Source organism: Teichococcus wenyumeiae (assembly GCF_003696345.1).
GTDB classification, from domain to species: domain Bacteria; phylum Pseudomonadota; class Alphaproteobacteria; order Acetobacterales; family Acetobacteraceae; genus Pseudoroseomonas; species Pseudoroseomonas wenyumeiae.
On record NZ_RFLX01000006.1, the window covers coordinates 40498 to 60608 of the forward strand.

Sequence of the window (20111 nt, forward strand, 5' to 3'; positions counted from 1 at the left end):
GACGGCCGGCGGAACCCTCGCCGGGCCGAGATGGGGATCGAGTGGATGAGCGCCAGTTCCGCGCACGGAAAGCCGAATTCGACCGGGCTGGAAAGCGACGCCCGGCGCGCCTACGAGAATAACGACACCCACCATGTCTCGCCCGGCGACATCGCGCTGGGCGTCATCATCGGCCGCACGTCGGAATTCTTTGACTTCTTTGTTTATGCGATCGGCTCGGTGCTGGTCTTCCCGGGGCTCTTCTTCCCGGGCTTCAGCCCGCTGCAGGCAACAATCCTGTCCTTCGCCATCTTCACGCTGGCCTTCATCGGCCGGCCGATCGGCACGCTGGTCTTCACCGCCATCGACCGTGAGCATGGCCGTGGCACCAAGATGACCATGGCCCTGTTCCTGCTCGGCGGTGCCACCGCGGCCATCAGCTTCCTGCCGGGCACGGAAAAGATCGGCTACTGGGCGGTGGTGCTGCTCGCCACCTTCCGCTTCCTCCAGGGCGTGGCCCTGGGCGGCGCTTCGGAAGGCCTCGCCTCCCTGCTGGCCCTGAACGCACCGGCCAACCGGCGTGGCTGGTATGCGATGATGCCGCAGCTCGGCGCGCCCCTGGGCTTCCTGCTGGCGGCGGGGCTGTTCCTCTTCCTGCTGACCACGCTGCCGCGGCAGGACTTCCATGACTGGGGCTGGCGCTATCCCTTCTTCGTCGCCTTCGCGGTGAACGTGGTGGCGCTCTTCGCTCGCCTCCGCCTGGTGGCTACCAGCGAATTCGCGACGCTGCTGGAACGGCTGGAGCTTCGCCCCGCCTATGTCACGGATCTGGTCCGCTCCGAGGGCTGGAACGTGGTGGTCGGCGCCTTCGTGCCGCTGGCGAGCTTCGCGTTGTTCCACCTTGTGACCATCTTCCCGCTGGCCTGGGTGGTGCTGAATTCCGAGCGCATCGGCGCCGGCATGCTGCGCACCCAGATGGTCGGCGCCGTGGTGCTCTTCATGATGGTGATCCTCTCCGGCCGCATCGCGGATGCCATCGGGCGCGCCCGCATGCTGCGGATCGGCGCGGTGCTGATCGGCATCTTCTCCTTCGGCGCGCCCTTCATCCTGGGTGCGGGGCCGGTGGGTGAGACGGTCTATACCATCCTGGGCTTCGGCCTGCTGGGCCTGTCCTTCGGCCAGACCAGCGGCGCGTTGGCTTCCAGCTTCTCGCGCCAGTTCCGCTACACCGGCTCGGCCCTGACGGCGGATATTGCCTGGCTGATCGGCGCCGGCTTCGCGCCGCTGGTGGCGCTGAGCCTCTCCAGCTACATCGGCCTCTTCGCGGTGGGCGGCTATCTGCTCTCCGGCGCCATCTGCACCGTGGTGGCGCTGCGGCGCGGCCGCTCGCTGGAGATGCGGGACCAGTAACCAGCTGGCCCGCTCCGGGAAGGAGCGGGCCATTAGCTCCCGGCGGCGCGTTGAGGAAAGGGGGAGGGGCAAGCCCCTCCCGTCCCATTCAGCCCTTGCGGCGGCGCTTTCCGGCCGGCGCGGCTTCGGCGGCAGGCTCGGCCGCCTGGGGCTCGCGGAACAGCCCTTCCACCGCCTTGGCGAAAAGGTCGGGCTCTTCCGGCTTGGCGGCGCGGGCGACGGGCTCAGGCACCGCGGCCCCGGCCTTGCGCTTGGGGCGCGGCTTGGTCTCGCCGGCGGGCTCGGGCTGCGACGGCGGCGCGCTGGCCTGCTCCACCACCATCTTGGCGACGGACTTCGGGCGCGGGGCCGCATGGCCGCCGGCGGCATCCAGGGCCGTCGAGATATCCTCGATCAGGTCCGCCACATCCTCCAGGCCCACGGAAAGCCGCACCGAACCCTCGGTGATGCCCAGCCGTGCCCGCTCCTCCGGCGCCACCTTGCTGTGGGTGGTGGTGGCGGGATGGGTGATCAGGCTCTTGGCGTCGCCCAGGTTGTTGGAGATGTCGATGACCCGCAGCGCATCCAGGAAGCGGAAGGCGGCTTCCTTGCCGCCCTCGATGTCGAAGGTCACCAGCGTGCCGCCCGCGGCCATCTGCTGCTTCGCCAGGTCGTATTGCGGATGGCTGGCCAGGAAGGGGTAGCAGACGCGGGAAACCTCGGCGCGCTCCTCCAGCATCTGGGCGATGGCGGCGGCGGAGCGGCACATGGCCGGCACGCGCAGGTGCAGCGTCTCCATGCCCTTCAGGATGGTCCAGGCATTGAAGGCCGAGATGGCCGGGCCAGTGTTGCGGGTGAAAGGCTGCAACACCTCCTCGATCCACTTCTTGCTGCCCAGCACGGCGCCGCCCAGCACGCGGCCCTGGCCGTCGAAATGCTTGGTCAGGGAATAGACCACCACATCGGCGCCAAACTTCAGCGGGCGCTGCAGCAGCGGCGTGGCGAAGACATTGTCCACCACCACGATGGCGCCGGCCTCATGCGCCATGTCGCTGACGGCGCGCAGGTCGACCATCTCCAGCATCGGGTTGGAGGGGGTCTCCAGCAGCACCAGCTGGCAGGGACGCTTGAAGGCGGTGCGCCACTGCGCCAGGTCCGCGCCATCCACGAACTCGGTCTGGATGCCGTAGCGCGGCAGCAGGGTGGAGACGATCCAGTGGCAGGAGCCGAACAGCGCACGGGAGGCCACGACCCGGTCGCCGGCCTTCAGATGCGCCAGCATGGCGGCGGAAACGGCGGCCATGCCCGTGGCGGTGACGCGGCAGGCCTCGGCGCCTTCCAGCGCGGCCAGGCGCTGCTCCAGCATGGCGATGGTGGGGTTGCCGAAGCGCGAATACTGCCAGTGCTCGACCTCGCCGGTGAAGGTCTGCTCCGCCTGCTTGGCGCTGTCATAGACGAAGCCGGAGGTCAGGTAGAGGGCCTCCGAGGTCTCGTCCTGGTTGCTGCGCATGAGCCCACCGCGGACGAGCAGGGTGGCGGGGCGAAGCGGACGATCTGAAGCGGGCTTGGCCATCTGGCGGGCAACTCTCGGGCTATGCAACCCGGCCCGGTCGGGCGAGAACGCGCGCACGTGTCCCCGCCACGGCCGTTTAGCGCGGTTCTTTTAGCTCGCCGCAAGCTGGCCGGACAAATCGCGAGCGCCCCGTCTTAAGGGGCGGGCCGACCTTACGCCCGGCTTGCCGACCGCACAAGGGCAGGCTAAAGAGTGTTCCAACGCGGGCGTAGTTCAGAGGTAGAACGTCAGCTTCCCAAGCTGAATGTCGTGGGTTCAATTCCCATCGCCCGCTCCAAGCTTCCTCGCGCGCCGCCTTCAGGCGGCTGAGACGCGGGCCTGCCGGGCCAGATCGGCATCCACCAGCGTATAAAGACCGTCCAGCAGCGCCACCTGAAAGCTGCCGGGCGCGGTCGCCTTGCGGGCCGCTTCCTCCGCCACCACGCCCAGCACCGCCAGCCCGGCCGTAGCCGCAGCCATGCCATCCAGCCCCGCGCCCAGGAAGGCGCCGATCAGGGCCGTGGCGGTGCAGCCAGTGCCGGTGACCCGCGTCAGCATCGGGTGCCCGTTGGCGATGGCCAGCATCGCCGCGCCGTCCGTCACGTAATCCGTGGCGCCGGTGACCGCGACCACGGCGCCGGATTGCCGGGCCAGGAACCGCGCGGCCTCCCGCGCCGCCTCGGGCCGGTGCGCGCTGTCCACGCCCTTGCCGCCTGCCGCCTCCCCGGCCAGTGCCAGGATCTCGGAGGCATTGCCCCGCACCACGCTCGGCCTACGCCCCAGCAGGCTGCGCGCGGTTTCCAGCCGGAAGGCCATGGCGCCAGCGGCTACGGGGTCCAGGATCCAGGGCACCCCGGCCGCGGCGGCGGCTGCCGTCGCCACATGCATGGAGGCGCGTTGCGGGGCGGTCAGCGTGCCCAGGTTGACCACCAGCGCGGCGGCCTTGGGGGCGAATTCTCCTACCTCTTCCTCGGCCAGCACCATGGCGGGAGAAGCGCCGATGGCCAGCAGCGCATTGGCGGTGACATTCGCCACCACCTGATTGGTGATGTTGTGCACCAGCGGCGCTGCCGCCCGCAGGCGCGACAGTGCGAGGGAAAGATCGGGTAGGGTCATCCTGGCCATGCTCGCTGCTCGTCGGGCGGGGACATAGCGGCCCCCAGGCCCCGCGCCAAAGCAGCGCCGCCACAGGCTTGCCGTTCATGCGGAAGGCAAATAGAACTGGGGGCAAGCAGCAGCATGGCTTCTAAATCATGCGTCATCCTGACCTTGAGATCGACCTCCTCCGCGCCTTTGTGGCAGTAGCGGAAGCCGGAAGCTTCACGGCGGCCGCCGAAGTGGTCGGCCGCTCGCAATCCGCCGTCAGCCAGAAGGTGCTGCGGCTGGAGGAGATCCTGCAGCGCCGGGTCTTCGAGCGCACCAGCCGTTCCCTGCACCTGACGCGGGAGGGGGAGCAGCTTCTGGTCGCCGCCCGCCGCATGCTGGAATTCAACGATGGCGTCATGCGCCAGATGCGCGAGCCGCTGCGGGCCGGCACGCTGCGCCTGGGGGTATCGGAAGACTTCATCCCCTCCGAACTGCCGAAGCTGCTGGCCCGCTTCAGTCGCCTGCACCCCAGCGTGCGGATCGACCTGATGACAGGCCTGAGCTGCGACCTGCTCACGGCCCATGAGGCAGGTCAGCTTGATGCCGTGATTGCCAAGAAGGACGGCACCGCCCAGCGCGGCCGGGTGGTGTGGCGGGAGCCGCTGGTCTGGATGGCGGCGGCGGATTACCAGCTCGACTTCACCCGCCCGGCGCAGTTGGTGATGCTGCGGCCGCCCTGCACCTACCGGGAGATCATGATCGCGGCGCTGGATGCCGTCCGGCGGGAATGGGTGGCGACCTGCACCGCCAGCAGCCTGCAGGGCGTCCAGGCGGCAGTGGCCGGCGGGTTGGGTGTCACGGTGCTCGGCCGGTCCTTCGTGCGGGAAGGGATGCAGGTGCTGCAGGCGCCGCAGCACTGGCCCGCCTTGCCCATGACCGAGATCATCGTGATCGGGGAGGATGGCGAGGCCGCCGACCTGGTGCGGCCTTTGGTTGGCTTCCTGACCGAAAGCCTTTCCAGCCGCCATGCTCGGGACTTGGCCGCCTGACGAGGCGCGAAGCTGCTATTGGCCGGCGCAAGGCTGATCCAGTGACGTTTCCGCTGGATGCCATCAGCACTATGCGTTTCACCGCTTCCCTCTGCTGCGGCAATCTGGTCGCAACGGCGCCGCCGGCGCCAGCAATCCAGGCACCCTGGGAAGAGATCACACCATGAAGGCCATTGGCTTCCACCGCCCCCTGCCCATCACCGAAGCTGAATCCCTGATCGACCTCGAACTGCCCAAACCGGAACCCGGCGAACGGGACATCCTGGTGAAGGTCGAGGCGGTCTCCGTGAACCCGGTCGATGTAAAGCTCCGTGCCGGCACCACCCCGCCGCATGGCAGCCCCCGCATCCTGGGCTTCGATGCCGCCGGTACGGTGGAGGCGGTGGGCAGCGCGGTGACGCAGTTCCGGCCGGGCGACACGGTCTTCTACGCCGGTGCCATCGACCGCCCCGGCACCAATGCCGAATTCCATGTGGTGGATGCCCGCATCGCCGGGCCGAAGCCGGCCTCGCTCTCCTTCGCCCAGGCGGCGGCGCTGCCCCTGACCTCGCTGACGGCCTGGGAACTGCTGTTCGACCGCCTCCGCGTCCCCTATGGCCGCATGGCGACGGATGACGCGCTGCTGATCATCAACGGTGCCGGCGGCGTCGGCTCCATCCTGACGCAGATGGCGCGGCGCCTTACGGGGCTGACTGTCATCGCCACGGCCTCGCGCCCCGAGACGGTGGAGTGGGCGCGGCAGATGGGCGCGCACCATGTCATCGACCACCGCAAGCCGCTGGATGAGGAACTGAAGGCGATCGGCATCCCGCAGGTGCGCTATGTCGCCGGCCTGACCGCCACGGACCGGCACCAGAAGGCCATTCTGGAGGCCCTGGCGCCCCAGGGGGCCCTGGCGATGATCGACGACCCCGAGAGCTTCGACATCGTGCCCTTCAAGCGCAAGAGCCTGGCGGTGCATTGGGAGTTGATGTTCACCCGCTCCCTCTTCAACACGCCCGACATCGCCGAGCAGGGCCGCATCCTGGCCGAGGTCGCCGCCCTGGTGGACCGTGGCGTGTTGCGTAGCACCTTCCGGGACGATGCCGGGCCGATCAATGCCGCCAACCTGAAGAAGGTCCATGCCATGCTGGAAGCCGGCAAGGGCATCGGCAAGACGGTGCTCTCGGGCTTCTGATCAGCCGGCCTCGCGCGCCTGCCGGGCCATGCGGGCCAGAAGGGCGCGCAGCGCCGCCGGGTCCCGCACCGGCTCGGGGAAGGGGATGCGCAGTGCCTGACCTTCCAGCAGCAGGTCCATCCCCTCCGGATCCAGGCCGCTCAGCCGCCAGGGGCCGGGGGCGGCGCCGGCAAGGCGGGTGGCATAGAGGCCGACCGCCTCGGCATGGTCGGCATTCATATGCGCCACGGCCTCCGGCTCGGCGGCCAGAAGGCTGTCGGCGCCAGTGAGGTCGGTCAGTAGCGCAGCTGGCGGCAGTTCCGGGGCGCGGCCGAAGCCCGCCACCAGATGCGCCGCTTGCACCCGCACCCGCCAGAAGCTGAAATCCGGAAAATCGACGTAAAGCGCCGCCTTCGGGTGGCGGGCCAGGAAGCGCCCGCGCAGATGCGGCGCCTCTGCCCGCTCCGCCATGCCGGAGAGCGTCAGGCGTGGATGCGCCAGCGGGTCGCCCTTGCCGCCGCGCGCCAGCAGCAGCGACACCCGCCCATCCGCCGCCATATTGCGGCTGTGCAGCGCGAGGCGCGAGGCCAGCAGCAGCGGCGATCCATCAAAATCCGTGGCCATTGTCACCAGCGACACGAAAGGATGCCCGCCTGCCGGGTCCAGCGTGGCGAGGGAGGCGGTCAGGGCTTCCCGCAGCAGTGTGCGGGCCAGGGCAGGGTGGTCGCCCGCGCCCGGCTCGGGCAGGCTTTCGGCGCGTGGCGTGATGGCGGGGCCTTCGGTGCTCATGCCACATCCTGCCATGGGCGCACGGGCGCCGCACTCATCAGTTTGGCTGATCAATGGGTCAATTAAACGCGTTGGACAGCGACGGCCGCGCCTCTAGTTTGGCAGCAAGGAGACAGGGCGCCGCCGCGCCTGTGGAGGAAGGAAACGATGATGCCGCTGGCCGCGACGCGCCGTCGCGCCGGTTCAGACCATATCCACCGGGCCGCTCCAGGGCATGGGCTCGGCCCTCGGCCGGCTGGCCGCGCCCGTGCTCAGAACGCCCGTGACGATGCGTTCCAGCTCCACCGCCAGCGAGGAAAGGGTACTGCCCCGCCGGGTCAGGATGCCGACCTGCCGCACCAGCCCCGGCATGCCCTTGGCCACGCCCAGCGGCAGCACCTGCAAGGGGCCGCCGGCCAGCGCCTCCGCCGCCACGCGGGGCACGATGCCGATGCCCAGCCGCGCCTCCACCAGCCCGGCCACGGTCAGGATCTGCTGCGCCTGATAGCGGATGGAGAGGCTGAGGCCCTGGCTGCTGGCGGCATCCTCCACCGCCTCCCGCAGCCCGGCCATCATCACCAGCGGGTGGCGTGCCACCAGGCGCAGCCCGGCGCGCGGGCGGGCCGGCAGCAGGCCGGGCGGCGCCAGGGCGCAGATCGGGTCCTCCAGCAGGGGGCGGAACAGCACCGCGGCCCCGGCCGGCGGGGTGGGGCCCAGGCCGAAATCCACGTCCTGCGCCCGCACGCAGTCCAGGATGCCGGCCATCGGCAATTCCCGCACCTCCACCTGCGCGCCGGGGAAGGCGGCCTGGAAGGCGCTCATGACCGCGGGCAGGCGGCTGCCGGCCAGGCTTGGGGCGCAGGCCAGCGCCACCCGGCCCCGGTGCGTGGCGGCCAGTCCATCGGCCTGCCGCAGCCCGGTCATCAGCTCCGACATGGCGCTGCGCACATGGGTCAGCAGCTTGGCGCCCTCGGCTGTCAGCCGCACCTGGCGCGTGGTGCGCTGGAACAGCCGCAGGCCGAGCTGGTCCTCCAACTGGCGGATCTGCATGGAGACAGCGGATTGCGTGCGCCCGATCTCCTCCGCCGCACGGCGGAAGCTGCTGTGCTCGGCCACTTCGATGAAGGCCTGCAGGAGCTTCAGATTGACGTTCACCCCCGGCTTATCGCCCGCGCCGCGCGGCGCCGCAACATCAGCTAAGGAAGCAGGATCATGACGGAACAGGACCAGCCGCTCTCGGGCGTGCGCGTGCTGGATATCGCGACCTTCATCGCGGCACCCTTCTGCGGCACCATCATGGGCGACTTCGGCGCCGAGGTGATCAAGATCGAGCATCCGCGCGATGGCGACCCGATGCGCAAGTTCGGCACCCCCACCGAGGCCGGCGACACCCTGGCCTGGCTCAGCGAGGCCCGCAACAAGCGCTGCATGACGCTGGACCTGCGGGCGCCGGAGGGCGCGGAGCTGTTCAAGAAGCTGGTCGCGGAGTCCGATGTCGTGATCGAGAACTTCCGCCCCGGCACGCTGGAGAAATGGGGCCTGGGCTGGGACGTGCTGCACGCCATCAACCCGAAGATGGTGATGCTGCGGATCAGCGCCTATGGCCAGACCGGCCCGATGCGCGGCAAGCCCGGCTTTGCCCGCATCGCGCATGGCTTCGCGGGCCTGTCCTATCTGGCCGGTGAGCCTGGGCGGCCGCCGGTGGTGCCGGGCTCCACCTCGCTGGCCGATTACATGTCCGGCGTCTGGGGCGCGGTGGGCGTCATGATGGCGCTGCGGCAGGCCGAGAAGACCGGGCGCGGGCAGGTGGTGGATATCGGTCTTTACGAGTCCGTCTTCCGCCTGCTGGACGAGATCGCCCCCGCCTTCGCCCGTCACGGCCTGGTGCGGGAGCGCATGGGCGCCGACGTGCCGCAGGTGGTGCCGCATGGCCACTGGCAGACCCGGGATGGCCGCTGGATCGCGCTGGCCTGCACCAGCGAGAAGATTTTCGCCCGCCTCTGCGAGGTCATGGGCAAGCCCGAGCTGGCGGCGCCCGATGCCCTGGGCCCGACCAAGAACCGCCTGGCGCGGCGGGAGGAGACCAACCAGCTTGTGGCCGACTGGGTCGGCAGCCTGGACTTCGAGGAATTGATGCGCCTGACGGACGAGGCCGGCGTGCCCTGCGGCCCGATCAACAGCATCGCCGATATCTTCACCGACCCGCAGTTCGAGGCCCGTGGCAACCTGCAGACGGTGCAGGACCCGCGCGTGGGTGAGATCGTGCTGCCGGCTGGCGTGCCGACGCTGTCGGAAACCCCGCCGGTGCTGCGCCATGCCGGCCGCGCCAAAAGCGCCGATACCGATGACATTCTGCGTGAGATTCTCGATATGTCGGCGCAGGACGTCGCCCGGCTGCGTGCCGGCGGCGTGATCTGAACCAGAGGAACCGCCCATGCCCGCCTATACCGCGCCGGTCGATGACATGATCTTCGTGCTGGGAGACCTGCTGGACGCGCCCGCCGTCCTGGCGCCCCTGGGCGGGGAGGAGGTGCCGCTTTCCCTGATGGCCGAGGTATTGGGCGAGGCCGGGCGCTTCTGCGAGAAAGTGGCGCAGCCCATCAACCGCAGCGGCGACGAGGAGGGCTGCGTGCTGGAGAACGGCGCTGTCCGCACGCCGAAGGGCTTCCCGGAGGCCTATGCGGCCTTCGTGGAGGGCGGCTGGCCCGGCCTGTCCCACGCACCCGAGCATGGCGGGCAGGGCCTGCCGCGCGTGCTGCAGGTGCTGTTCGATGAAATGCTGTCCTCGGCCAATTTCTCCTTCGGGCTCTATCCCGGCCTGACACGCGGCGCGGTGGAGGCCATCGAGCGCCACGCCGATGCCAGCCTGAAGGACATCTATCTGCCGCCGATGGTGGAAGGCCGCTGGATGGGCGCCATGGCGCTGACCGAGGCGCATGCGGGCACCGATCTCGGCCTGCTGCGCGCCAGGGCAGAGCCGCAGCCGGATGGAAGCTACCGTGTCTCCGGCAGCAAGATCTTCATCAGTGCCGGCGACCACGACCTGTCGGAGAACATCATCCACCTCGTGCTGGCGCGGCTGCCGGATGCGCCGCCGGGGGTGAGGGGCATCAGCCTGTTTCTGGTGCCGAAGTTCCTGCCGGATGGCGAGGGCCGCCCCGGCCAGCGCAACGGTGTCTTGGTCGGTTCCATCGAGCACAAGATGGGCATCAAGGCCTCCGCCACCTGCGTCATGAACTATGACGAGGCCACGGGCTGGCTGGTGGGCGCACCGCACCAGGGGCTGCGCGCCATGTTCACCATGATGAATGCGGAGCGGCTTTTCGTCGGCATCCAGGGCCTCGGCATCGCGGAGGCCGCCTACCAGGGCGCCAGCGCCTATGCGCGGGAGCGGCTGCAAGGCCGCGCACCCGGTGCCGCCGCCGGCGCCGCGCAGCCCATTTTGGTGCATCCGGACGTGCGGAAGATGCTTCTTAGCATCAGGGCCTTCGCCGAATCCGGCCGCGCCCTGGCGGCCTGGACGGCACTGGAGATGGAGAAGGCCGCGCGCCACCCGGACCCCGCCGCCCGCGCCCGCGCCGATGGCATGGTCGCGCTGCTGACGCCGGTCATCAAGGCCGCCTTCACCGACCTCGGCTTCGAGGCGGCGGTGCAGGGGCAGCAGGTCTTCGGCGGCCATGGCTATGTGCGTGAATGGGGCATGGAGCAGCTGGTGCGCGACGCCCGCATCGCGCAGATCTATGAGGGCACCAATGGCGTGCAGGCCATGGACCTCGTGGGCCGCAAGTTGACGATGGAGGGCGGCGCCCTGCCGCGTGCCTTCTTCGCCGAGGTCCGCGACAGCTTGGCCGCGCATGCTGGCTCGGAATTCTCCGCTCCGGTGCTGGAAGCCCTGAGCCGGCTGGAAGCCGCCACGGAGGCCCTGGCCGCCCGTGCCGCCGCCGACCCTGCCGAGACCGGCGCCGCCGCCACCGATTACCTGCGCTTCTTCGCGCTGGTGGCGCTGGGCTGGATGTGGGCGCGCATGGCGCTGCTGCCCTCCGCGCCCCCGGCCAAGCAGGCCGTGGCGCGCTTCTTCATGGCGCGCGTGCTGCCGCAGACGGTGGCGCTGGAACTGGCCCTGAAGGCTGGCGCCGCGCCGCTGATGGCGCTGGAGGAAGCTGCCTTCTGATCCGTGCCGGTGCAGCACAGATGTTGTGCTGCACCGACCCGTGCCCGCCCCGCGCGGATGCCCATAACACTGCGGCAAAGCCTTCGGGAGGAGATTGCCATGGGCGCCGCTGCGGGAATGCCGCCTCTGACAGGGTTGCGCGTACTGGACTTCACCCGCGTCATCGCCGGGCCTTACCTCACCATGATGCTGGCCGACCTGGGTTGCGAGGTCATCAAGGTGGAAAGCCCGGCGCATGGGGACGATACCCGCGTGCACCAGCCGCCCGGCAAGGGCGGTGAAGCCGCGATCTTCATGGGCCTCAACCGCCACAAGCGCAGCGTGGTGCTCGACATGGCGCGCTCCGAGGGCCGTGACCTGGCCCGCCGCCTGGCGCTGGAATGCGACGTGCTGGTGGAGAATTTTCGCCCTGGCGCCATGCAGCGCCTCGGCCTGGACTACGCGGCACTGCGGGAGGCGCATCCGGAGCTGATCTATTGCTCCATCTCCGGCTATGGCCACCACAGCCGCTTCAGCGACATCCCCGGCTATGACCCCATCGCCCAGGCGGAAACCGGGCTGATGTACATGACCGGCGATGCCAGCATGCCGCCGATCCGCTCCGGCGGTTCGGTGATCGATGTGCTGACAGGCATGCATGCCGGCATGGGTATCCTGGCGGCGCTGCATGCGCGGGCGCAGACGGGGCAGGGGCAGTTCGTCGATCTCTCGCTCTACGATACCGCGCTGTCGTCCCTTGGCTTCATCATGCAGGGGCCGCTGCTGGCCGGGCGCGATCCACAGCGGCTGGGCAATACCTCCTTCTTCATGGCGCCCAACGGTGTCTATTCCTGTGCCGATGGCGATGTGATGATCAGCGCCGGCAACAACCGCCTCTTCGCCCGCCTCTGCGAGGGGCTCGGCCTGCCGGACATGCCCGGCGACCCGCGCTTCAACAGCAATGCCGCGCGCCTGACCAACCTGGAAGCGATGAACGCCATGCTCTCCGCCCGCCTGGGCCAGAAGCCGCGCGAGGAATGGGTGGTGAAGCTGCGGCAGGTGGGCGTGCCGATCGGCGCCGTGCGCACGCCGCTGGAGGCGCTCTCCGCCGTGGAAACCGAAGCCAGCGGCATGCTGCATGAGGTGGAGCACCCGGCCGCCGGCACTATGCGCACGGTGGGCAATGCCATCCATCTTTCCGGCACGCCGCTGCGCGCCCCGGCGCCCGCCCCGCTGCTGGACCAGCATACGGACGGGGTGCTACGGGATGTTCTGGGGCTGGAGCCGGAGGAGATCATCCGGTTGCGCCAGGAAGGGACCATTGGCCCGGCGCACCAGCCTGCCGCGGCGGAGGCCTGAAAACATGACACTGCCACGCTGCGTGATTCTCGATGACTACCAGGATGCGGCCCTGCGCTCGGCCGACTGGTCCGCACTCGAAGGCCGCGTGCGGGTCGAGCCCCTGCGCGAGCACCTTTCCCCCGCGGAACTGCCCGCCACCATCGGCGATGCCGAGATCGTGGTGGCGATGCGGGAGCGCACGCGCTTCGATGCCGCCACCCTGGCGCAACTGCCGGCCCTGAAGCTGCTGATCACCACCGCCATGCGCAACGCTTCCATCGACATGGTGGCGGCGAAGGCGCGCGGCATCACCGTCTGCGGCACGCCCAGCGTGCCCAACCCGACGCCGGAACTGACCTGGGGCCTGCTGCTGGCCCTGGCGCGGCACATCCCGCAGGAACACGCCAATCTGCGGGCCGGCGGTGCCCAGTGGCAGACCAGCCTGGGCTTCGACCTGGCGCGCAAGACCATCGGCATCATCGGCCTCGGCAATATCGGGCAGGTGATCGCGCGCTACGCCCATGCCTTCGGCATGTCCGTCATCGCCTGGAGCCCCAACCTGACGCAGGAGCGCTGCGGGGCCGCCGGGGCGCGCCTCGCGCCCTCCCTGGACGCGCTGCTGGCGGAAGCCGATGTGGTGACGCTGCACATGGTGCTGGCGCCCAGCACGCGCGGCATGATCGGCGCGCGGGAAATCGGGCTGATGAAGTCCGGTGCGCTGCTGGTGAATACCTCGCGCGGCCCGCTGGTGGATGCGGCGGCCTTGCAGGCAGCGCTGCGGGAAGGCCGCATCGGCGGCGCCGCGCTGGATGTCTTTGAGGAAGAGCCGCTGCCGGCCGACAGCCCCTGGCGCAGCCTGCCGAATCTCGTGACCACGCCGCATCTCGGCTATGTCAGCGCGGACAACTACCGCCACTATTTCACCGGCGTCGTCGAGGATATCGACGGCTGGCTGCGCGGCAGCCCGGTGCGGGTTCTCGCCGCGCCGGGCTGAACGCCTGCGCCTGCGGCTCAATCGAGCCGCAGGTTCCGCTCCTTCACCAGCTTGCCCCAGGCAGCGCGCTCCGAGGCCAGCTTCGCCGTGAATTCAGTGGGGCCGAGGTAGCGCGGCTCCAGCCCGCCACGCATCAGCTTCTCCTGCGTCGCGGGGTCTTCCACCGCGGTGCGGACATCACGTGCAATGCGGTCCCGCAGCGCCTCCGGCAGGCCCTTGGGGCCGATGAAGCCGTACCAGGTCTCGGAATCCATCGGCACGCCGGATTCCCGGATGGTGGGCACATCGGGCATATCGGTGCCGCGCGTGGCACGGCCGCTGGCCAGCACCTTCAGCTTGCCTTCCCGCACGAAGCTCATGGTGCCGGCGGTGTCGAAGACCGCATCGACATTACCGGCCATCAGGTCCGTGATGGCGGGGGCGGAGCCGCGATAGGGCACATGCGTCATCTGGAACCCCGCTTGGCTCGCCAGCATCTCCGCCGCCGTATGCGTGCTGCTGCCGACGCCGGAGGAGCCGAAGCTCACCCCGCCGCGCGTGCGCTTGGCATAGGCGATGAACTCCTGCAGGTTACTGGCCGGCAGGTCCTTGCGGACATAGAGCACGCCGACGGAAACACCGATCTGCGCGATGGGCACCATGGCATTCGGGTCGAAGGTCAGGTCCCGCATCATCAGCGGGTTCATGACGAAGCCAAAGGCCGTCAGCAGCAAGGTATAGCCATCCGGCGCCGCCTGTGCCGCATTGGCGGTGCCGATCATGGTGCCGCCGCCGGGGCGGTTGTCCACCACCACGCCGTGCTTCCACACCGCCGCCAGCGGTTGGCTGATCGAGCGCGCAAAGATATCCGTGGGGCCGCCGGCCGCGTAGGGCACGACGAGCTGCACGGCGCGGGCGGGGAATTCCGGCTGCGCCCGCGCAGGGCGCGCGGCGGCCATCCCTGCCGCGCCCAGCAGCAGGGCCAGATCGCGTCTCTTCAACATGGTCCTGCTTTCCTCAACGGCCGACAAAGACCGGGGCGCGCTTCTCCAGCGTGGCGCGGCGGGCTTCCTGCGCGTCCTCGGTGCGGGAGAGGGCGACGGTGAAATCCTGCTCCATGCGGTAGGCGTCGCGCGGCGGCATCAGGTCGGCGATGTCGCAGGAACGCTTGGCATAGCCGATGGCCAACGGGCTCTTGGAGGCGATGGTCGCGGCGATGGCCATTGCCTCCGGCATCAGCTTCTCCTGCGGCAGCACGGCCTCGATGACATTCATGCGGTAGAGTTCGCTGGCCGGGACGCGCTTGCCGGTGAAGAACAGGTGCCGCATGTGGGAGCGCCCCAGCAGGCTCTTCAGCATCGCGGCGCCGCCGGCCAGGCCGACATCGATCTCGGGCATGCCGAAGATGGCTTCCTCGGCCGCCAGCATGATGTCGCAATGCGCCATCAGCGCGAAGCCCAGGCCCAGCGCCGCGCCGTTCACCGCCGCGATCACCGGCTTCTTGCATTCCATGATGGAATTGCCGGTCTCGCGCGTCACGCGGTTATGCGCGCCGAAGACACCGGGCTGCGAGGCATCCGGCCGGTCCTTCAGGTCGGCGCCGGCGCAGAAGACCTTGTGGGCGGAACGCAGGATGGCGACACGGGCGTCGTCCCGGTCGCTGACCTCGTCGAAGACCTCGATCAGCCGGTGCCGCATCTCGCGGTTCATGGCATTCACCGGCGGGCGGTCCAGCGTGACGACGGCGATGTAGTCCGACACTTCCAGATGGATCATGTTCTTTCCTCCCTTGTTGTTCGTAGGCGCGGCAATCTGTTCAGGCGGCGGGTTCCAGCCCCAGCTCGCGCAGGATCTCGTCCGAATGCTGGCCCAGCAACGGCGGCGGCCGGTCGAAGGAGAGCGGCGCCTCGCGGAAGCGCAGCGGGCTCACGATCTGCGGCACGGTGCCGCTGGCCGGGTGCGGCAGATCCTGCACCATCCGGCGGTGCCGCACCTGCGGGTCGGCCAGCACCTGCGGAACGGTGTTGATCGGGCCGCAGGGTACGCCGGCCTTGGTCAGGCCTTCCACCACATCCTGCACCCGCATCCGGCCCAGGGCGGCGCGCACGCCTTCCAGCAGCTCCGGCAGGTGCTTCAGCCGGCTGGGATTGTCCACGAAGCGCGGATCGGTGGCGAATTCCGGGATGCCGATGACATGGCAGAGCCGGCGGTACTGCGCGTCGTTGCCGACACCCAGCGCGATCTTGCCATCGGCGCAGGCGAAGACATCCTGCGGCTGGATATTGGGGTGCTTGTTGCCGCTGCGCTTCGGGGTATTGCCGGTCAGCAGGTGGTTCATGCCCTGGTTGGCCAGCAGCGCGGTGGCGACATCCAGCATGGCGATATCGGCATGGTCGCCGCGCCCGGTGGCATTCCGCCGCGCCAGGCCCGCCAGCGCCGCGATGGCGGTGTAGAGCCCGGTTGTCAGGTCGATGATCGGCACGCCCACCTTCTGCGGCCCGCCGCCGGGCAGGTCGTCGCGCTCGCCGGTTACGCTCATCAGCCCGCCCATGGCCTGGATGGCGAAGTCATAGGCGGCGTCCTGCGCCCGCGGCCCGTCCTGCCCGAAGCCGGTGACGGAGCAATAGACCAGCTGCGGCGCGATCTCCTTCAGGTCGTCATAACCCAGGCCGAAGCGGGCGAGGTTGCCGACCTTGTAGTTCTCCAGCAGGATGTCGGACTTCACCGCCAGGGCGCGGATCACCGCCTGGCCTTCCGGCGTCGCGAGGTCGATCGCGACCGAGCGCTTGCCGCGATTGACGCTGAGGAAATAGCCGCTCTCCCGCGTGTCCTGGCCATCCTGGTCCTTCAGGAAAGGCGGGCCCCAGGCGCGGGAGTCATCGCCCACCTCGGGTCGCTCGACCTTGATGACATCGGCGCCCAGGTCGGCCAGCACCTGCCCGGCCCAGGGGCCCGCCAGGATGCGGCTGAGATCGAGCACGCGGATATGCGAAAGCGGACCTGCCACCTGGTGATCTTTCCTCGAAGCCGTGGTTCTTGGGACCGCGGGAGGCGGCCTTTGCCCCCATGCTACCAGCCCGCCGCGCCGGCGCCCTGGCGTGACGTGGCACAGCATCTGTGCAACAACAGCACAAGCTCTGCGGCACCAGGCCCGCGATGGTGGGCCGGCCAGCACGATCTGGGCTGGACATCGCGGCGCTGATGCGGCGAGATCAGGCAACACGACGGGCACACGTCGGATGAGGAAACCGGACTTGAATTCGCTGGCTGATCTGCAGCTCTTCATGAGTGTCGCGAGCGCGGAGAATTTCTCCGCGGCGGCGCGGCAGCTTGGGCTGCCCCCATCGTCTGTCTCCCGCCGCATCGGCGCGATCGAGAAGCGGCTGGGCGTCGCATTGTTCAAGCGCACGACACGGGACGTGACGCTGACCGATGCCGGCAGCGCCTACAGCAAATCCGTCACCCGTATCCTGGCGGATCTGCAGGAGGCGGACCTCGCGGTCTCCCGCTTTTCCCGCATGCCGGAAGGGATGCTGCGGATCGAGAGCCGCCCCGGCCTTTCGGCCTGGCTGCTGGCGCCGGTGCTGCCGCAGTTCCTGGAGCAGTACCCCACCATCCAGGTGGACCTGAAGCTGACCAACGGCACGCTGGAGACGCTTTCCCCCGGCACCGATGTCGGCATCCGCTACGGGCTGGCCAAGCCTTCCTCGCTGGTGACACGCAAGATCGTCACCACCCGGCAGGGGCTCTATGCCTCCCCGCGCTACCTGCAACGGCATGGCGAGCCGAGATCGCCGGACGAACTGCACGAGCACAATTGCCTGGTCTTCAGCCTGGGCGAGAGCCCGGTGAGCTGGCGCTTCCGGCGCGGCGACTATGATCGCACCCTGCAACTGCGCGGCAGCCTGCGCAGCAACGACGTCAGCACCCTGGCCACCGCCGTGGCCGGCGGCCTCGGCATCAGCGTGGCGCATGAATGGGTGGCGGAGGAGCATGTCCGCCAGGGGCAGGTGGTGCGCGTGCTGCCCGATTACGAAGTCACCACCATGAACAGCTTCGACCTGCATGTCTGCGCGCTGTATTCGCCGGCGCTGAAGAACGTGCAGAAGGTGCGGGTCTTCATCGACTTCCTGATGACGACGCTGCGCGCCTCCGCCGCCGCTTCGGCCGCCGCCGCCGGATGACGCCGGAACAGGGGCAGCTTCCCAGCCTCGTGCTGGAGGGCGAGCGCGCGACCATTACCCTCCGCCGCCCGCGCCACCACAACCGGCTGGAGCCGCCGGACCTCACGGAACTGCTGCGCCTGTTCCGCACCGTGGAGGAAGCGCCGGATCTGCGCGTGCTGGTGCTGACCGGCACAGGCGCCTCCTTCAGCGCCGGCTTCCATATCGGCGCCTTTGGCGAGGGTGCCGGCGCCGCCACGCTGGAAGCGGTGGTGGAGGCGCTGGAGCGGCTGCGGGTGCCGACCATCTGCGCCCTGAACGGCAGCGTCTATGGCGGCGCCACCGACCTCGCCCTGGCCTGCGACTTCCGCCTGGGGGTGGAGGGCATGCGGCTGGTGATGCCGGCGGCGCGGCTGGGGCTGCATTACTATCCCAGCGGCATGCACCGCTTCGTCAGCAGGCTGGGCCTGGCCACAGCCAAGCGGCTCTTCCTGCTGGCCGAGCCGCTGGACACCGCCGGCCTGCTGGCCTGCGGCTATCTGGACGAGGCCGTGCCCGCCGCCGAGCTGCCCGCCCGCACCGCCGCGATGGCGGCGCGCCTGGCGGAACATGCGCCGCTGGCCGTGCAGGGCATGAAGCAGGCGCTGAACGACATCGCCTGCGGCCGGGCGGAGGATGCCGCCATCGGCGCCCGCGCCGCCGCCGTTTCCCGTTCGGAAGACTTCGCCGAGGGCCGCCGCGCCTGGGCGGAAAAGCGTCCGCCGCGCTTCAGCGGCCGCTAAGGCGCTGCGTGGGCGCCGGGCCCGCCGCCGCCCCAACCCGGTGGGCCAGCAGCCAGGGCAGGCGCAACAGGAAGCCGGCACCGAGGCGCAGGTGCATCCAGCTCAGCAGCACATTGTCCCGTCCGTAGCGGAAGTGGGAGACGCCGCCTTCCTCCGGCCGCAGGTAGCGCACCGGCACGGCGACGTTGATGGCCGGCACCTGCCGCCAGCTCAGCCGCACGGCGGCCTCGGCATCGAAGTCGTAGCGCCGCATCCAGCGATGCGCCCGCATCACCTCCAGCAGCGGCCGCACCGGATAGACCCGGAAGCCGAAGAGTGAGTCGCCGATGCCGTGCCAGAGCGTCTCGAGGTCGGTGCAGAAATTCGAGATGCGACGCCCCCGCACCCGCTCGATCGGCGCCTCGGGCCCGAAGATCGGCGTGCCCAGCACCATGGCTTCCGGATGGGTGCCGGAGAGCGCCATGAATTCCGGGATGCGGTCGGCCGGGTGCTGCCCATCGGCATCCATGGCCAGCACATGCGTGAAGCCGGCGGCGGCGGCGGCCTCCAGCCCATGCAGCACGGCGGCGCCCTTGCCCTGGTTGCGCGGCAGCACCATCACCCGCAGGCCAGGGTCTGTCGCGGCGGCCGCGGCCAGTGCCTCCGCCGTGCCGTCGGTGCTGCCATCCACCACCACCCAGACCGGGTCCCAGCGCGCCCGCGCGGCCTTCACGGTGTCCAGCACCAGCGGCCCGCTGTTGAAGGAGGGGATCAGAACCAGGTGGGTGGCGGAGCGGCTGGGCATGTGGGTCAGTTCTACGGCAGAATGGTCTTAGCGCAACCTTAGCCGGCGCAGCGGCCGAGCAGCCGGGCAGGGGAGGCGAGGCTGCCACGCAGATGGCGTTCCACCTGGGTGGAAAGGCTGCGGGCATCGCCTTCCGGCTCGAAACGCCTGCCCAGGCGGACACGGTAGCGCAACGGCAGCGCCGGCTGGCGCCAGAGCGAGACGCCCTTGCGCAGGTAGGAGGATTCGCACTCGATCAGCACCGTCTGCACCGGCGCCCCCGCCTGCTGCGCGATCAGCGCGAAGGAGCGGCTGAAGGGGCCGAGATGCTCGCCGTCCGGGCCGCGCGGCGGGCTGCGCGTGCCTTCGGGGAAGATCAGCACCTGCCGGCCTTCCAGCACCGCCTGGGTGGCGTGGCGGATCATCGGCAGCGGCGCGTCGTTGCGGACATAGCCGGCCAGCCGCATGCCGCCGCCCAGCAGCAGGTTGTCCCAGATGGAGGCCTTGGCGATGCAGACCACGCGCGGCAGGCGGGAGGCCACCAGCACCGCATCCAGCAGCGAGGGGTGGTTGGGGGCGATGACGATGCCCGGCTCGTCGCGCAGCGCATCCAGCGCCGAAAGGTCGCAGCGCAGCAGCCCGGTGGCGCGCAGCATGGCCAGGAACATGCGGAAGCCGCGGCCGATGGCGCGTTGCCCCAGCGGCTGCCCCACCGAGGGCGGCAGCAGCCGCGCCAGCAGCGCCGCCGGCAGGCTCCAGATCAGGCACATGGCCGCGAAGCAGAAGAGCAGCAGGTAGAAGAGCATGAAGTGCCGCAGCGCCCGCAGCCGGCGCCGGGCAGCAGCCAGTCCGCCTTCCGGGCGGGGTGGCCCTGGCACAGGCCCGCAGACTTCGGGCGCAGGAGATTTCATCAGGTTGATGCTGGCATTGTTACGGCGCTGCAGGCGTGTTTCCCGCATC

Annotated in this window: 17 protein-coding genes, 1 tRNA gene, 1 pseudogene and 1 riboswitch; of the genes and pseudogenes, 10 read left to right on the top strand and 9 right to left on the bottom strand. The window is 69.7% G+C overall.

The features are described 5' to 3' along the window. Positions 1-45: 45 nt before the first annotated feature. Positions 46-1389 (top strand): MFS transporter, encoded by a 1344-nt coding sequence (locus EBE87_RS10160; protein ID WP_120636809.1) that lies wholly within the window; start codon positions 46-48, stop codon positions 1387-1389. A 364-nt stretch (positions 1390-1753) separates the two neighbouring features. On the opposite strand, the pseudogene metZ reads toward EBE87_RS10160, so the two are convergent. Beyond that, positions 1754-2941: pseudogene (metZ, locus tag EBE87_RS10165) on the bottom strand (O-succinylhomoserine sulfhydrylase); the annotation flags it as partial. 56 nt (positions 2942-2997) lie between these two features. Further along, positions 2998-3076: riboswitch (SAM riboswitch) on the bottom strand. 67 nt (positions 3077-3143) lie between these two features. Between metZ and EBE87_RS10170 the strand changes: the two are divergent. Further along, positions 3144-3218 (top strand) — tRNA-Gly (locus tag EBE87_RS10170). 20 nt (positions 3219-3238) lie between these two features. On the opposite strand, the gene thiM is transcribed toward EBE87_RS10170, so the two are convergent. Next, complete coding sequence (gene thiM, locus EBE87_RS10175) at positions 3239-4036, bottom strand: hydroxyethylthiazole kinase (RefSeq protein ID WP_120636785.1); 798 nt, start codon at positions 4034-4036, stop codon at positions 3239-3241. A 137-nt stretch (positions 4037-4173) separates the two neighbouring features. Between thiM and EBE87_RS10180 the strand changes: the two genes are divergently transcribed. Further along, positions 4174-5055: a LysR substrate-binding domain-containing protein gene (locus EBE87_RS10180; RefSeq protein WP_120636786.1), complete on the top strand. Its 882-nt coding sequence runs from the start codon at positions 4174-4176 to the stop codon at positions 5053-5055. A 163-nt stretch (positions 5056-5218) separates the two neighbouring features. Next, the gene (locus EBE87_RS10185) at positions 5219-6232 is read left to right on the top strand and encodes a zinc-binding alcohol dehydrogenase family protein (RefSeq protein ID WP_120636787.1); all 1014 of its coding nucleotides are present in this window, start codon (positions 5219-5221) and stop codon (positions 6230-6232) included. Here EBE87_RS10185 and EBE87_RS10190 read toward each other — a convergent pair whose 3' ends face one another. Next, positions 6233-7000, bottom strand: a complete 768-nt coding sequence (locus EBE87_RS10190; RefSeq protein WP_120636788.1) for a HugZ family pyridoxamine 5'-phosphate oxidase — start codon at positions 6998-7000, stop codon at positions 6233-6235. It lies immediately after the preceding gene. Between the two features lie 183 nt (positions 7001-7183). Beyond that, positions 7184-8134 (bottom strand): LysR family transcriptional regulator, encoded by a 951-nt coding sequence (locus EBE87_RS10195; RefSeq protein ID WP_158600805.1) that lies wholly within the window; start codon positions 8132-8134, stop codon positions 7184-7186. Between the two features lie 57 nt (positions 8135-8191). Between EBE87_RS10195 and EBE87_RS10200 the strand changes: the two genes are divergently transcribed. The 4 genes from EBE87_RS10200 to EBE87_RS10215 all read left to right on the top strand — a co-directional run bounded on the left by EBE87_RS10200 (position 8192) and on the right by EBE87_RS10215 (position 13464). Beyond that, positions 8192-9397 carry a CaiB/BaiF CoA transferase family protein gene (locus EBE87_RS10200; protein WP_120636789.1) on the top strand — a complete coding sequence of 402 codons (1206 nt, stop codon included), beginning with the start codon at positions 8192-8194 and terminating at the stop codon, positions 9395-9397. A gap of 16 nt (positions 9398-9413) precedes the next feature. Then, on the top strand, positions 9414-11150 hold the full coding sequence (locus tag EBE87_RS10205; protein ID WP_120636790.1) for an acyl-CoA dehydrogenase C-terminal domain-containing protein: 1737 nt from the start codon (positions 9414-9416) through the stop codon (positions 11148-11150). Between the two features lie 99 nt (positions 11151-11249). After that, a complete protein-coding gene (locus EBE87_RS10210; protein WP_158600806.1) occupies positions 11250-12488 on the top strand; it encodes a CaiB/BaiF CoA transferase family protein in 1239 nt (412 codons plus the stop codon). 4 nt (positions 12489-12492) lie between these two features. Then, the gene (locus EBE87_RS10215; RefSeq protein ID WP_120636811.1) at positions 12493-13464 is read left to right on the top strand and encodes a D-2-hydroxyacid dehydrogenase family protein; all 972 of its coding nucleotides are present in this window, start codon (positions 12493-12495) and stop codon (positions 13462-13464) included. A 17-nt stretch (positions 13465-13481) separates the two neighbouring features. Here EBE87_RS10215 and EBE87_RS10220 read toward each other — a convergent pair whose 3' ends face one another. The 3 genes from EBE87_RS10220 to EBE87_RS10230 are packed head-to-tail and all read right to left on the bottom strand — an operon-like array spanning position 13482 to position 16450. Then, the gene (locus EBE87_RS10220) at positions 13482-14447 is read right to left on the bottom strand and encodes a Bug family tripartite tricarboxylate transporter substrate binding protein (RefSeq protein ID WP_120636792.1); all 966 of its coding nucleotides are present in this window, start codon (positions 14445-14447) and stop codon (positions 13482-13484) included. Positions 14448-14460: 13 nt separating this feature from the next. Next, complete coding sequence (locus EBE87_RS10225; RefSeq protein WP_120636793.1) at positions 14461-15219, bottom strand: enoyl-CoA hydratase/isomerase family protein; 759 nt, start codon at positions 15217-15219, stop codon at positions 14461-14463. A 40-nt stretch (positions 15220-15259) separates the two neighbouring features. Continuing rightward, positions 15260-16450, bottom strand: coding sequence for a CaiB/BaiF CoA transferase family protein (locus tag EBE87_RS10230; protein ID WP_120636794.1), 1191 nt, complete (start codon positions 16448-16450; stop codon positions 15260-15262). A 247-nt stretch (positions 16451-16697) separates the two neighbouring features. Here EBE87_RS10230 and EBE87_RS10235 point away from each other — a divergent pair, with 247 nt between their 5' ends. Both EBE87_RS10235 and EBE87_RS10240 read left to right on the top strand, forming a co-directional pair. Then, positions 16698-17627 carry a LysR family transcriptional regulator gene (locus tag EBE87_RS10235; protein ID WP_158600807.1) on the top strand — a complete coding sequence of 310 codons (930 nt, stop codon included), beginning with the start codon at positions 16698-16700 and terminating at the stop codon, positions 17625-17627. Beyond that, entirely contained in the window at positions 17624-18388 is a 765-nt protein-coding gene (locus EBE87_RS10240) for an enoyl-CoA hydratase/isomerase family protein (protein WP_120636796.1), read from the top strand. The genes EBE87_RS10235 and EBE87_RS10240 overlap by 4 nt, the downstream gene beginning before the upstream one ends. On the opposite strand, the gene EBE87_RS10245 is transcribed toward EBE87_RS10240, so the two are convergent. Together EBE87_RS10245 and EBE87_RS10250 are read right to left on the bottom strand one after the other, a co-directional pair. Beyond that, on the bottom strand, positions 18375-19172 hold the full coding sequence (locus EBE87_RS10245) for a glycosyltransferase family 2 protein (protein ID WP_120636797.1): 798 nt from the start codon (positions 19170-19172) through the stop codon (positions 18375-18377). The genes EBE87_RS10240 and EBE87_RS10245 overlap by 14 nt on opposite strands. 38 nt (positions 19173-19210) lie before the next feature. Then, a complete protein-coding gene (locus tag EBE87_RS10250) occupies positions 19211-20110 on the bottom strand; it encodes a lysophospholipid acyltransferase family protein (RefSeq protein WP_120636798.1) in 900 nt (299 codons plus the stop codon). Between the last annotated feature and the right edge of the window lies 1 nt (position 20111).